Raw genomic sequence first — 13,591 nt, forward strand, 5'->3', positions numbered from 1 at the left:
TACAGATTATAACCCCAAGGTGCCGGTATTATGGCATTTAACCTGACTGAATTATGACAGCAGAAGATTTACAGGAATACGTCGGCGTTATTGACCGCATGAAAAGCTTACTGAACTCAGCTGACTTTGATCAGGTGTTCGGTTTATTAACGTCCGATATTCCTAAATCCAAACAGTTCCTGTTAAAAATGGAACTGAAACGCATGGCTCAGCCCTGTAATTACTTTATTGATTTACGTGGCCATGTGGATGGTGATGTTAAACCTTATGAATATAAAGGCAAAACTCACTATATGGATAATAACGCCATTAAGGTGTTTGAAAACGGCCTGAAACAATATGGCGGTTACACTCTTGGTTTGTATGAAGAAGTGCGTAATACCGAAAACAACTTTCGTGTAATGCACCGTAAAGAAACCGAAGAACGGGTAAAAAATGCCCTGCAGCAATCGGCAAGCGGTAAAAATCATGACGAAGAGGACAATTTGCCACCTCAAGTGGCAGATATAATTTCCTTTGGCAACTATACCACCCGACGCGATGAGCGGATGAATTATGCCATTGAAGTGGAAATAGAGCTGAATAAACAGCGTGTAACAGCCAGCACATCAGACTTATCGGTATCAGGCTGCAAGGTTAAACTAACCAAACCGGTAAAGGTTGATGCCGGTGCCGAACTAAAACTCTATTTTACCGGCCTGGAGCAGGAGTTTATGCTCGGCCTTACAGACGGTGTCATGTATAAAGTGGTTGATACTGAGTCACAGGGCCAGAACCACTATTTGCGCCTGCAACGCTTGCAAGATGGCAATGAGCAACAATTTGCCGACTTTTTACAGAAGTTTATTACCGGCAACAAACGCCGTTATAAAGTGAACCTCGACAGCGTATGCCATAGCATGCGTACCAAAGGCTATGAGCAGTTTTACCTGCCGCGTCTTGGCAGCCTGCCGGTATTTATTGCTGTAAAAGACGGCCAACCGATTCCGATGTTTGCGCTGACCACCGAATATAACCGCTCTATCTGGCATTATTTTCTGGATGAGCAACATCAGGCTATTTTTGACAGCCTGCTATCAGTAAAACGGCTGAAACAACTGCTGCAACAAAGTAGTGAAGAAAAATCGACCATTCTGTACTGTTTTACCCACGCCGCGAAAGGAAAATTGTTTTTCTACTCAGCAACCAGTGAAGAACTGGCGGCTTCTGAGCAGCTAAAAGAATTATTTCTTGGCTTTGGGGCAAGCAAACCCAGTTGGCGGATAGTGCACTGCAACTTGTTGCGCACAGCTGCAACTATGGCCGAAATGCCAGCAACAGTGCCCGAGCAATACGCGGTTAAAAAGCCTGCATCACAAATACCATTAATAAAAGGCCTGCTGCAGGACTTACGGTATATTGTGAACCTGACTGATATCAGCAGCACCGACAGCACCCTCTGGTATCAGAGTTATGAAGTGAACCAGCAACAACTTAAACTGCTTGCCCAGTTTGGTCATAAAAAACGCCCCGGCATTGCCTCCTGCGAAGCCATACCGGTGCAATATGTTAATCTGCGCTCAGAGTCCCGCTATCTGTATAAAACCGCGGTAATGGTAAAAGATCCACAAAGCCAGACCGAGCTAAGTGGCCACAGCAGGGATTTTTCATCAAAAGGCTTGCAGTTGGAAACAGCCTTGCCGGTAAGGTTTAATAAAGGCGATATTCTGCGGTTACGCCTGCCTGATATGCAAAAGATCAGCAACCGCCACAGCCTCAGTGAACTGCCGTATGAAGTCATGGCTGTAAGCAAAAGCCATACAATTATGAACCTGCGCGCAGCTGAGACAGATGAGCCTCACATCGGTCGTTTGTTTTTCCAGCAATTGATCCAAAGCAACCGTGCCAAACTGACGCCGGCAGAAGAAAGCCCTAAATATCCCGGCCTGGCGCATGCCTTACGCAATATGTACCTGAACTCTCAAAATAGCTTTGCGCTGTTTTTACACCGCAAAGGTATTCGCTATGAAATTAATACCGTCGCTAAAGCCAGCGATAGCAACAGCCTTTATCAGCTGCTAAATTTACAACAGCAGCATAGTAATGGTATTGATTTGAATATGATCCTGCGCAATAACGCTGCCAGCCTGCAATTTGCGCAACAACTTAAACAGATGAAGCGCTTTGACAACGCCAGAAGCTACGAGCTTTTTATCGCATTGCCTGCCGATATTACGGCCGGAAATATCGAACCAGATTGTCGCTATGATTACGAATTCAGCTCCGAGCAGAAAAAACAGCAATTTGTGCTGGATGCGCTGCAACAAGGCAGTTTGTTTTGTTTTCGCCTGACGTTATCCCGCACCGGCAGGCCTGACACCGATTATATTGCAGCTGAAATGAACTACATAAGCACCTACGCCATTCATAAAGCCAAACAGTTGGAAGAAGAGTTATGGAGTGTGGCAGGCGTAATAGATGTAATTGATATTTCAGAAGAAGTGCCCTGGCGTTATGGTGCTGCGGTAAATCCTGTTAGCCATAAAGTACAACAGCAACAGAAGTTAACACTCCAGCTTAAGCAACCAGTCACGTAATTGAGCAAAATGATCCTGCACTGCGCTGGGATGCGTCAGCATAGAAATATGGTCATAATCCTGCTGATAGCCCGTAGCAAGGCCCAGTAAGCTAAAACGTGCCCGCGGTGCAGTTTCAGCAATAAATGCTTTTACATCATTCGGATGGCCCAGCAAGCGGTCATTTTGGCCGGCAAAGTGCCACACCGGTGGCCACTGCGTTGTTTTACTGCTGTGGCCATAATCAAACTGATCGGTTAAATCGGTAAAAGCAGAGCCGGCTATCCACTGTACGGTATCCTGTAAAAACTGCTGCGGCTCATCATCGGCGCCAAAACGCCATTTACGTGCCGGAAAATAACCGTACTTTTTACTCAACCAGGGTGCCAGCTTATTCCAGATCAGGTTAATTTTCAGCTTGCGCTCCAGGCTTTGTACGCTGATAACCCTTTTACTGCCAAAACACACCTTGGCAGCCACTTTAGCGCTAAGCTGCGGAAAACGCGCCAGGCTGGCAGCGGCAACTACACCGCCCCACGAGTGTGCGATCAGGATAACTTTTTGTTGATGCAACTGGTACACGTGTTCAATTAACGCCGGGATATCGCAGGTGATCATTTGTTGCTGGCTTTGAGCAAAACCTTCTGACACATGTGGCTTTGATAAACCACGACCGGCAAAATCAGCGCAGTACACCATAAAACCGTTATCGGCCAGATAACAACCCAGCCCCTTACCCGACTGGCTATAAAAAATACGGCCGTTTTCAATAGCACCGTGCAGCATCAGTATCGGTGCTATGCCCTGTTGCATCGGTAATAAGCGGCGTAAATGCAGCTGGTATTTGTCTAAATCCAGATAAAGCGAACTTTGCTGATGTTTCATGCTTAATCCAGCAGATACAGCAGCTGCAATAACGAACCGTGCCGGATAGCTGCTTTTGCCTGTGCCTGCACTTTGGGCTTGGCATGAAAAGCCACCCCCAGCGCTGCAGCTTTAAGCATAGGTATATCATTAGCACCATCGCCGATAGCAACGGTTTGGCTTGATGCAATGGTATATTCAGCGGCGACTTCATTAACCACCCGCGCCTTGGTATTCGCATCAACAATATCACCCAGCACTTTGCCGGTTAACTTACCGTCGGTGATATCCAACACATTAGCAAAAGTAGCGGTTAAGCCTAATTGCAGCTTTAACGCTTCAGTAAAATAGGTAAAACCACCCGAGGCAATCGCAACCTGCCACTGATGTACTTTTAAATGGTTGACCAGCTCAGTTAGCCCCGGCATCAAAGGCACGGCATCCAGCACCTGACGTAAGATGTCTTCATCTGCGCCTTGCAAAGCCCCTACCCGCGCAATCAGGCTTTGGGCAAAGTCCAGCTCGCCATTCATTGCCCTTGCGGTAACAGCAGCTACTTGCTCGCCTACACCAGCCAGTTTAGCTATCTCGTCAATACATTCTATTTGTATGGCGGTAGAATCCATATCCATTACCAGCAAACCGGGTTTTGCCAGCACTGGGGCAGTTGGCAGATATACCAGTTCAATATCTAACCCTATAGCCAGCTCATTTAGTTGTTGCAACTGTGCTGCAGTTAGTGCCGTGGGCAAAGCCAGCTCTAGCGCTGGGCTAAGTTCGGGGTGAGGCTGATACAATCGACAAGGCAGTGCTGTATCGGCAGCACACAACTGCAGTATGTTATCTAGTGCAACCCAGTTCAGAGCATCGCCAAACAACCGCAGCACAGCCACTTTTGCTGGCTGTGCAAGCGCAAATTCGGCTGCATCCGGCAGCGCCAGACTTTGCTCACTGTGCAGCAACAACATCTCTTCATGCCTTTTAACGGCATAACATTGATTAACCGAAAGCTGTTTTACCGGTGATGTTGCCGCTTGCTGCGGCACTGGGAGCTGATAAAAAAACGACACTGGATTACCTATACTTGGCGCTACAGCCGTGGCATGCTACGCGCATTAACGACTAGCTCAGCTGGCGCTTTATGGAAAATATGCAGAACGATATCCCAATACCGGACAGTACTTCAAGCACTATTAAGCTGTTGCAAATTGCTATTGCTGTTATTGGTATCTGGCTGTTATTACATAGCTGGGTGCTAACCCAACAGCAAGGTAAGCGTTTGTTGCAGCAGCAAAACAGTCAGTTAATGCAAGAAATGCTGACAGCGTTATCACACACCGCCGCTTATTTAATAGAAAATGATCAACTTGATGGCCTGGAGCAACTAACACAGCACATTGCTGCCAGTCAGTATTTACATGATGTGGTGGTGTATGACGCCAATGGTGTGCGTATGAGCTGGTCGGAAGGCAGTGCGCCGGCGCGGCTGTTGTATGGGCCAACACAAACAGAGCAGTTACAGGCAATGGTGCAAACCATTACTAAAGATCAGCAATTGTTAGGCTACATTAAACTGAGTTTACGGCTGGATGCGTCTTTAACACCAATCAGCCTGTCATGGCAGCAAATGATGCAACAGCTAATGGCGATGCTGGTGCTGGCCGGTATTGTTGGCTTTATGCTGCGCCGCGGTTTCTCACGTTTGTCTCGTCAGTCATTGCGTTTACGCCGCGCTAAGCCTTAATGCGTTAAGGCTGTTTTGCCACAGCGTCGCCGCAATCTGCCCGCGCGGCTCCGGCCTTAATTGGCAAAAGGTGTCAAACACTAACGCCAGTTGCGCCGGGGTATTTACCTCGCCCTGAAAACCGGCCAGCGGCATGGCCGGTGCATCGGTTTCCAGTACAAAGCTTTCAAGCGGCAATTTTTGCACAGTTCTACGGGTTTTCTCTGCCCGTTCATAGGTAATAGTGCCACCGATACCAAGCTTAAAGCCCAAATCGATAAAGGCCATCGCCTGTTGCTGACTGCCGGAAAAAGCATGCAAAATACCACCGCCGCCAAACTGCTGGCGTTTAAGCTCTGCCAGCAGCTGCGGCTGGCTTTTCCGATGATGCAGGAGCACCGGCTTATTATGTTGTTTTGCCAGTAGTAGCTGCGCAATAAACAGCTGTCGCTGCATAGCAAAGCTATTTTCATCTAACGCAAAATCCAGCCCAATCTCCCCTACCGCAACAATAGCAGTGCTATGTGCCGTAACAAGCTTATCCAGTGCGGCCACAGCATCAAGCGAGTGCGCTGCCGCCCACCACGGGTGAATACCCAGCGCGATATGCCAGTTGGGCTGTTGTTTGTGTAAATCCAGCAGGTTTTGCCAGGCGGATTGTTGTACGGCGGGAATAACTAAAGCGGCAACGCCGGCTTGCTGCGCCTGTTGCCAGTAAAGAGCTTGCGCAGCGGCAAGCTCGGGCAGATCGAGGTGGCAATGAGTATCAAACAGCTTAAATACATCGCCGTTTATGGGCATAACCTTTCGATACCCCAGCTGCCATCGGCTGACTTGCTGTACATAAAGCGGTCGTGCAAACGGTGCTCGCCGCCCTGCCAGAATTCAATTTTATGCGGTCGCACTAAAAAACCGCCCCAGAATGAGGGCAAAGGCACTTCGCCCTGGTCAAATTTATGCTTTATCTCAGCAAATTTTTGCATCAGTGCCTGGCGGGTAGATACCGGCCGGCTTTGTTCTGACGCCCAAGCAGCCAGCTGGCTCTCTTTGGGCCGAGATAAAAAGTACTTCATCACCTGCGTATTCGATACCCGCTCTGCCGTGCCATACACTATCACCTGCCGCTCCAGCGGGTGCCAGGGAAAATGCAGACATACCTTAGGGTTGCCGGCAAGCTCAGTGGCCTTACGGCTGCCCAGGTTAGTGTAAAAGGTAAACCCTTCAGCGCTGACATCCTTTAACAGCACCAGCCGCTGTGACGGCTGGCCATGCTCGTCGACGCTGGCCACACACATTGCTGTAGGGTCTGGTAATTCTGCCGCTATGGCATCTTTTAACCAGAATTCAAACTGCCCGATAGGATCTGTATTGAGCTTATCAAAATCCAGTTTGTCTTTCACATAGCTGCGGCGAATAGCGTCGATTTTCATCTTTACATGCGCTCCATAACTCCGATACCCAGCAAGTCTAAGCCCTGCTTCAGCATCCGTGAAGTAATAATACTCAGCATTAAACGGCTATCACGCACGGCCGGTTCAATGCCGTCTTTTAACATCGGGCAGGCTTCGTAGAAAGTCATATACAAACTGGCCAGCTCGTACAGGTAATTACACAGCAAGTTTGGCTGGGCATCTTTTATCACCTGTTGCAGCGTTTCTTCAAACCGCAGCAATTTAACCGCCAGTTGCTTTTCCTGCTCTTCAACCAGGTTTAATGTGGCGCTAAAGCCATCGTTAATCTCAGCGCGGCGTAAAATGCTGCGCACCCGGGTATAAGCATATTGCAGGTAAGGTGCTGTGGCACCTTCAAAACTCAGCATTGCGTCCCAGCTGAAAATATAGTCGCTGGTACGGTTTTTCGATAAATCAGCAAATTTTACCGCGCCAATGCCGACTTTACGCGCTACCTCGGCGACTTCGGCTTCAGTTAAATCAGTGGCTTTTTCCTGCACTACAGCTTTGGCGCGCACTACTGCCTCTTCCAGCAGTTCTGCCAGTTTAACGGTACCGCCGGTACGGGTTTTAAATGGCTTGCCATCTTCGCCCATCATGGTGCCAAAAGGGCAATGATCATAAGTGGTTGCAGCGCGTAGATAGCCGGCTTTACGGGCAACCAGTTCTACCTGTTTAAAATGCAATGCCTGGCGGGCATCGGTAAAAATAATCACCCGATCAGCCTGCAAAGTATGGCTGCGATGCTGGCAGGCGGCTAAGTCGGTGGTGGAGTACAAAAAGCCACCACCGGTTTTTTGGATAATAAACGGCGACGGGTTGCCCTCTTTATCAGCCAGCTCAGCTAAAAACACCACCAGAGCGCCCATGCTTTCCACGGCCAGCTCCAGCTGTTTTAAATCGTCGACAATGCCCTGCAGCATGCTGTTATAGGCACTTTCCGGCTTAATATCAGCATGGGTCAGGGTAACATTAAGCTTTTGATACACTTCATCGCTATGTTTAATAGAAGTATCGATAAACAGCTGCCACAGTTTTTGGCAGTGCGCGTCGCCGCTTTGTAGCTTCACCACATAGTTACGCGATTTATCGGCAAAGCCCTCTTCATCGTCAAAGCGTTTTTTCGCTTCACGGTAAAAGTCTTCTAAATCGGCCAGCGCGACCTGCTCTAAGTCGATACCGGCGGCCAGTTTATCTTCCAGATGCGCTATCAGCATACCGAACTGGGTACCCCAGTCGCCCATATGGTTCTGGCGAATGACCTTATCGCCCCAGAACTCCAGCGTGCGCACTACGGCGTCACCGATGATAGTCGAGCGCAAATGGCCAACGTGCATCTCTTTGGCTAAATTCGGTGCCGAGTAATCCACCACTACCGTTTGCGGTGCGGTATTTGCCGACACGCCCAAACGGCTGTCTGCGCCGGCATGTTGCAATTGCGCGGTCAGCCAATTTTTGTTCAGCGTAACGTTAATAAAACCCGGACCAGCAATCTCAGCTTTATCGGCAATATCAGCAAGGTCTAACTTTTGTACTAACTGCTCGGCCAACTGGCGCGGATTGGTTTTTAACAGCTTGGCAGCGGCCATTGCGCCGTTAATTTGATAATCACCAAACTCCGGCTTGGTACTTATGGTAACAGCGGCATTGGTATCGGCAGGTAAGCCCAGGGCGACAAAAGCAGCTTGGGTTTTTTCGGTTAATAAATGCTTAATATTCATGCGGCCTGCCTGTTAGTGTTCACGGGTTTTATGGAATTTAATTTTCGGGTAACGTTCTATCGACAGGTTCAGGTTGACCATAGTCGGTGCGATATAGGTTAAGGCATCACCGCCATCCAGCGCTAAGTTCTGGCTGGCTTTGTTTTTAAACTCGTCCAGCGCTTTTCCATCATCACTGTATACCCAGCGTGCGGTGGAGACGTTAACCGACTCATAAAGCGCATCAACGTTATATTCCGATTTTAACCGGTGTACGACCACATCAAACTGCAGCACGCCGACAGCGCCCACAATCAGATCGTTATTATCCAGTGGCCGGAATACCTGCACCGCACCTTCTTCGGATAACTGTACCAGTCCTTTTAGTAACTGTTTTTGCTTTAGCGGATCGCGCAAGCGGATACGGCGGAACAGCTCAGGCGCAAAGTTAGGAATGCCGGTAAACTGCATATTTTCACCGGTGGTAAAGGTATCACCAATTTTAATAGTACCGTGGTTATGCAAACCGATAATGTCGCCCGGGTAAGCTTCTTCCAAATGCTCACGATCGCCGGCTAAGAAGGTCAGCGCCTGCGGGATCAGCACATCTTTACCAATACGCACATGGCGCACTTTCATGCCTTTTTCGTACTTGCCCGACACTATGCGCAAAAACGCTACCCGGTCGCGGTGTTTCGGGTCCATATTGGCCTGAATTTTAAACACAAAACCACTGAAGCCTGCCTCGGTGGGTTCAACTGTACGGCTATCGGTAGCGCGCGATTGCGGTATCGGCGCCCACTGCGTTAAGCCATCCAGCATATGATCGACACCAAAGTTACCCAGGGCGGTACCAAAAAATACCGGCGTTAGCTCGCCTTTTAAAAACAGCTCTTGGTCAAATTCGTTGCTGGCGCCCTGCACCAGTTCCATTTCGTCGCGCAGTTGCTGGGCGTAATAACCGATGCGCTTATCCAGCTCAGGGTTATTCAGGCCTTTGATAATATCCACATCCTGAATGGTGTGGCCCATACCAGATTTATACAAAATAATTTCATCACGCAAAATGTGATACACGCCCTTAAACTCTTTACCCGAGGCAATAGGCCAGGTAATAGGGGCACAGGCAATTTTTAGTACGCTTTCTACTTCATCTAACAAATCGACCGGGTCGCGGATATCACGGTCCATTTTGTTCATAAAGGTGATAATGGGCGTGTCGCGTAAGCGGGTTACTTCCATCAGTTTAATGGTGCGATCTTCAACACCCTTAGCGCCGTCGATAACCATCAGGCAGGAATCTACCGCAGTTAAAGTACGGTAGGTATCTTCCGAGAAGTCTTCGTGGCCCGGCGTATCCAGCAGATTTACCAGGCAATCGTTATACGGAAACTGCATGACAGAGGTTGTAACTGAAATACCGCGCTCTTTTTCCATTTCCATCCAGTCGGACGTGGCATACTGGCCGGATTTTTTACCTTTAACGGTACCGGCTTTTTGGATCAGATGTCCGAACAGCAATACCTTCTCGGTAATAGTGGTTTTACCGGCATCGGGGTGCGAGATGATCGCAAAGGTGCGCCGGCTGTTTACTTCGGCTAAAAAGTTATCTGTGCTCATAATATCCAATAGTGTGTTACCGCAGGCATCCGGCTACGGTGTAGGGATAAAACCCAAAAAGTAAATGATAATGCGCGCGATTATAACAGCTTGGATGGCGCGGGCACAGAGTGCAAATGCACTGCTGTGTTACAGAGTACAACTCATCAGCAGGGCATCTTCTTTACCCGCACTACTGACGTAATAGCCTTTGCGTAAGCCTGTTTGCGTAAAGCCATAGCGCTGATACAACGCTATGGCACTGAGGTTGCTGCTGCGTACCTCTAAAAAAACTTCGGTTGCGCCTCTGGCAGCACCTTCCTTCAAAAAGTGCTGCATTAATATATGGCCGTAACCTTTGCCCTGCTGCGTTGGCGCAACACAGATATTAAACAGCTCCAGTTGCTCTAAAATCAGCTGGGCAATATAAAACCCGACAATATTGCCGGCGTAATCCAGCAACTTGTAGCTGAAGTAACTGTCGGCAAAACTGCTGGCAAAAGCAGCTTCTGTCCACGGATAACTATTGGCCGCTTGTTCAATACGCAAAACCGCGACGATATCGTCACGGCTTAACAGCTCAACTTTGTTCATAGCTGCCTTGTGCATAGCTACCTTGTACATAGCTACTTAGCAACGCCCATAAGGCTTTTTTCTGTTCGGGTTGCTGTAATACCAACAACGGCGGCGTCAGCAGCTGTTGCTGCTGGATCTGGCTTTGCGCGGTGTCAGGATCAATTTGCCAGTTCAGCCCATCGGCTAATGCCGCAACAATATCCTGAGCTAATTTCTGGCTAAGCTCCGGCGCTAAGAACTGTATTGTGATATCGGGTGCTATATTCTCTGATGCCGGGCTTGGCGAAGGTTCACGATGCGTCAATGAGCTTGCTGCTGTCAGCAAAGGCTGAGTAGAAAAAGCGTCGGTTAATTTAACCGGCGAGATTTGCAAAACTTTTAACAGCTGCTGCTGAGAATAAGAAAGTGTTGTCATAAGGAAAAGTGGCAGGGGCAGAGGGATTCGAACCCCCAACCATCGGTTTTGGAGACCGCTGTTCTACCAATTGGAACTATGCCCCTGTAGCTGGTCGCGCCATTATACAAAAGCCGTCTCAAAGGTAAAGCAAAAAGCTGTGCTATTACATTCAACTGCATACAAAACGAGCATTCAAGGCTTAATCAGCTGCTTAGCCTAACATAAGCCCGGCAGTCTGCCTACCGGGCTGGCTTAGGCTTAATCGCTGGTTTTTTGCCGGTACTTGTCAAACCAATGGATGATGTACGCCGTTTTCGCCATTAAATTACTCGGCCGGCTGTATATCGAATGTGATGCTTCCGGGATCCGCACCATGGCAGTATCAATACCGCGCAATTGCAATGCTTGATAAAACTGCTCGGTCTCGGAGATTGGTGTACGGTAATCCGCTTCACCTGTCATCAGCATCGTCGGGGTAGTTACATTACCAACATAACTGATAGGCGAATATTTCAGATAATGCTCCGGCACTTCCCACGGCATGCCGGGAAACCAGTACTGGCTGAAATAACTGTACATATCGGCATTTAATACAAAGCTAAACCAGTTAATTACCGGTTTAACGGCAACAGCTGCGGCGAAGCGGTTACTGTGACCTACGGTCCAGGCTGTTAGTACACCACCACCACTACCGCCGGTAATAAACTGCTCTTTTTCGTTAATAAAACCTCTGGCAATTACCGCGTCCACGCCGTCCATCAAATCATTAAAGTCCTGGCTGGGGTAATTATGGTGAATAAGGTTAGCAAAATCTTCGCCATAGCTGGTACTGCCACGAGGGTTGGTATACAGCACCACATAGCCCTGTGCTGCCATTAGCTGTAATTCCATAGCGAAATGCGGACCATAAGCCGTGTGCGGGCCTCCATGTATTTCAAGAATTAACGGATATTTCTTATTGGCGTCAAACTGTGGCGGGTAAATAATCCAGGCCTGTAACTTGCGCTGATCTACCGACGAGTTATACCAAAACTCTTCTACCTTGCCGATATCGTTGGCAAACAGCAGATCGGCATTCAAATCGGTCACAGTTTGTTTTTTACGCTTAGCGATAACAGCCAACTCTGCGGGTTTTTGCGTATTCATTTGGGTATAGGCAATCAGACCATTGCCGGCCGCGGCAAATTGGCCACCGCTATAAGGCCGGCTGTAAGAGCCGCCACCCAGGTCATCTGTCAGTACACTGCGTTTGCCTGATAAAGGTTGTTCCGCCAATATGCCTTTGCCTTCGCTGTCATAAGAGATATACAACGCTTTACTGTTTGGTAGCCATTGAAAATCGCTGACTGAGCGATCCAAGTCTTCGGTCAGGTTACGGATATTGCTGCCATCTGTGTTCATTACATATAAACGATTAGCCTGATGTGCCAGCTTGCGATCATCAAAACCGACATAAGCGATCAGCTTGCCATCGGGAGATATTGCCGGCCGTGCATCGGGGCCATTACGGTCAGTCAATTGGGTCATCTTACGATCTTGCAGTGTCAGCTGAAAGATCTCACTATTCACCGGCTGCGATTGCCAGTTTTCATGCCGGTTGGCCGAAAAATACACTGCACTGCTATCGTTTGCCCAGCTTAGCGCGCCACTGTGATTAAAATCACCTTCTGTTAATTTAATCGCCGAACCGCCATCAGCAGGCATAATGTAAATATGTTGATAACCTGGCTTGAGATAACCGGCACCGTCGACGCGGTATTGCTTGTTATCAATATAAACCGGCGCTTTAGCCCATTCAGCCTTTTCCGGCTTACCGGATAAAGTTACCGGTGGTTTAACCTGTTTAGGGGAAAACATGCTAAACGCCAGCCATTTGCCATCCGGCGACCAACTCAAGTCCGCCGGGCTTTGCTGCAACTGGCCTGATTGTGAGGTGCGCCCGCTGTCGATCCATTTAATGTGAATTTGGCCATTAGCGATGTAGGCCAAGCGGTTGTTGTCCGGCGCCCAACGCGGTGAGGTGGCATTAATATCTTTGTCAGTTAAGGCTTGCAGCGTTTTACCATCGACCGAACTGAGCCATAACGTCATGCGGCGCCGATCGGTTTGTTTATCCATCCAGTTGCGCACGAACACAATTTGCTCGCCTTTGGCATCCGGCTGTGGATCTGACACAAACTCCAATTCAAATACGTCATCATATTGCAGTGGTTTAGCAACCGCGTCGGCACTGTTTGCTGCTAATAACAGCGTAGCGATTAAACACAGACGACTGGTTGTATGGTTTAGATTCATCTTAGTACCCGATTTTATAGTTATAGGTGCCATTTGATACTAACCGAATAACAGAGCCGGATTAAACGCTTTCGTCAAAGTGGGAGTTCTGAGAGATAAAAAGCAAAAAGCCCCACGCTTTCGCGTGAGGCTTATTTACTTAATTGGGAGCCTGGCGGTGAACTACTCTCGCATAGCGAATGCTACACTACCATCGTCGCAGCTGCGTTTCACTTCTGAGTTCGGAATGGGATCAGGTGGTTCCACAGCGCTATTGCCACCAGGCAAAAACTGTTTGTTGTTCTTTAACTTAGCAGGCTGATAGAGCTCTTACACACTGTATTCTTTCTTTATGCACTTCTCGCGCAAAACATCTTGGGCGTTGTATGGTTAAGCCTCTCGGGCAATTAGTATGAGTTAGCTTAACACATCACTGCGCTTCCACACCTCAC

Annotated in this window: 11 protein-coding genes, 1 tRNA gene and 1 rRNA gene; 2 read left to right on the top strand and 11 right to left on the bottom strand. The window is 48.5% G+C overall.

Annotated elements, in window-relative coordinates:
• The first annotated feature begins 53 nt into the window (after window positions 1–53).
• On the top strand, window positions 54–2,576 hold the full coding sequence (locus tag MJX74_RS08705) for a PilZ domain-containing protein (protein ID WP_240222473.1): 2,523 nt from the start codon (window positions 54–56) through the stop codon (window positions 2,574–2,576).
• On the opposite strand, the gene MJX74_RS08710 is transcribed toward MJX74_RS08705, so the two are convergent.
• Together MJX74_RS08710 and serB are read right to left on the bottom strand one after the other, a co-directional pair.
• Window positions 2,544–3,440 carry an alpha/beta fold hydrolase gene (locus MJX74_RS08710; protein WP_240222474.1) on the bottom strand — a complete coding sequence of 299 codons (897 nt, stop codon included), beginning with the start codon at window positions 3,438–3,440 and terminating at the stop codon, window positions 2,544–2,546. The two genes, MJX74_RS08705 and MJX74_RS08710, sit on opposite strands and share 33 nt — an antisense overlap.
• Before the next feature lie 2 nt (window positions 3,441–3,442).
• Complete coding sequence (gene serB, locus MJX74_RS21745) at window positions 3,443–4,489, bottom strand: phosphoserine phosphatase SerB (protein ID WP_338052265.1); 1,047 nt, start codon at window positions 4,487–4,489, stop codon at window positions 3,443–3,445.
• 71 nt (window positions 4,490–4,560) lie between these two features.
• On the opposite strand from serB, the gene MJX74_RS08720 reads away from it, so the two are divergent.
• The gene (locus MJX74_RS08720; protein ID WP_240222475.1) at window positions 4,561–5,163 is read left to right on the top strand and encodes an AhpA/YtjB family protein; all 603 of its coding nucleotides are present in this window, start codon (window positions 4,561–4,563) and stop codon (window positions 5,161–5,163) included.
• Here MJX74_RS08720 and MJX74_RS08725 read toward each other — a convergent pair.
• The 9 genes from MJX74_RS08725 to rrf form a co-directional block, all read right to left on the bottom strand.
• Window positions 5,143–5,943, bottom strand: coding sequence for a TatD family hydrolase (locus MJX74_RS08725; protein WP_240222476.1), 801 nt, complete (start codon window positions 5,941–5,943; stop codon window positions 5,143–5,145). The genes MJX74_RS08720 and MJX74_RS08725 overlap by 21 nt on opposite strands.
• Complete coding sequence (gene pdxH / locus MJX74_RS08730) at window positions 5,934–6,572, bottom strand: pyridoxamine 5'-phosphate oxidase (protein ID WP_240222477.1); 639 nt, start codon at window positions 6,570–6,572, stop codon at window positions 5,934–5,936. Before pdxH ends, MJX74_RS08725 begins: the two co-directional genes overlap by 10 nt.
• Before the next feature lie 2 nt (window positions 6,573–6,574).
• Window positions 6,575–8,314 (bottom strand): arginine--tRNA ligase, encoded by a 1,740-nt coding sequence (gene argS, locus MJX74_RS08735; RefSeq protein ID WP_240222478.1) that lies wholly within the window; start codon window positions 8,312–8,314, stop codon window positions 6,575–6,577.
• Between the two features lie 12 nt (window positions 8,315–8,326).
• Entirely contained in the window at window positions 8,327–9,913 is a 1,587-nt protein-coding gene (gene prfC / locus MJX74_RS08740; RefSeq protein ID WP_240222479.1) for a peptide chain release factor 3, read from the bottom strand.
• 129 nt (window positions 9,914–10,042) lie between these two features.
• Complete coding sequence (rimI, locus tag MJX74_RS08745; RefSeq protein WP_240222480.1) at window positions 10,043–10,501, bottom strand: ribosomal protein S18-alanine N-acetyltransferase; 459 nt, start codon at window positions 10,499–10,501, stop codon at window positions 10,043–10,045.
• Window positions 10,473–10,883 carry a hypothetical protein gene (locus MJX74_RS08750; protein ID WP_240222481.1) on the bottom strand — a complete coding sequence of 137 codons (411 nt, stop codon included), beginning with the start codon at window positions 10,881–10,883 and terminating at the stop codon, window positions 10,473–10,475. The genes rimI and MJX74_RS08750 overlap by 29 nt, the downstream gene beginning before the upstream one ends.
• A gap of 9 nt (window positions 10,884–10,892) precedes the next feature.
• A tRNA-Trp gene (locus MJX74_RS08755) sits at window positions 10,893–10,969 on the bottom strand.
• Window positions 10,970–11,123: 154 nt separating this feature from the next.
• Window positions 11,124–13,160 (bottom strand): S9 family peptidase, encoded by a 2,037-nt coding sequence (locus MJX74_RS08760; protein ID WP_240222482.1) that lies wholly within the window; start codon window positions 13,158–13,160, stop codon window positions 11,124–11,126.
• Window positions 13,161–13,309: 149 nt separating this feature from the next.
• A 5S ribosomal RNA gene (gene rrf / locus MJX74_RS08765) occupies window positions 13,310–13,424 on the bottom strand.
• Between the last annotated feature and the right edge of the window lie 167 nt (window positions 13,425–13,591).

This window comes from Rheinheimera hassiensis, from assembly GCF_022436675.1.
GTDB classification, from domain to species: domain Bacteria; phylum Pseudomonadota; class Gammaproteobacteria; order Enterobacterales; family Alteromonadaceae; genus Alishewanella; species Alishewanella hassiensis.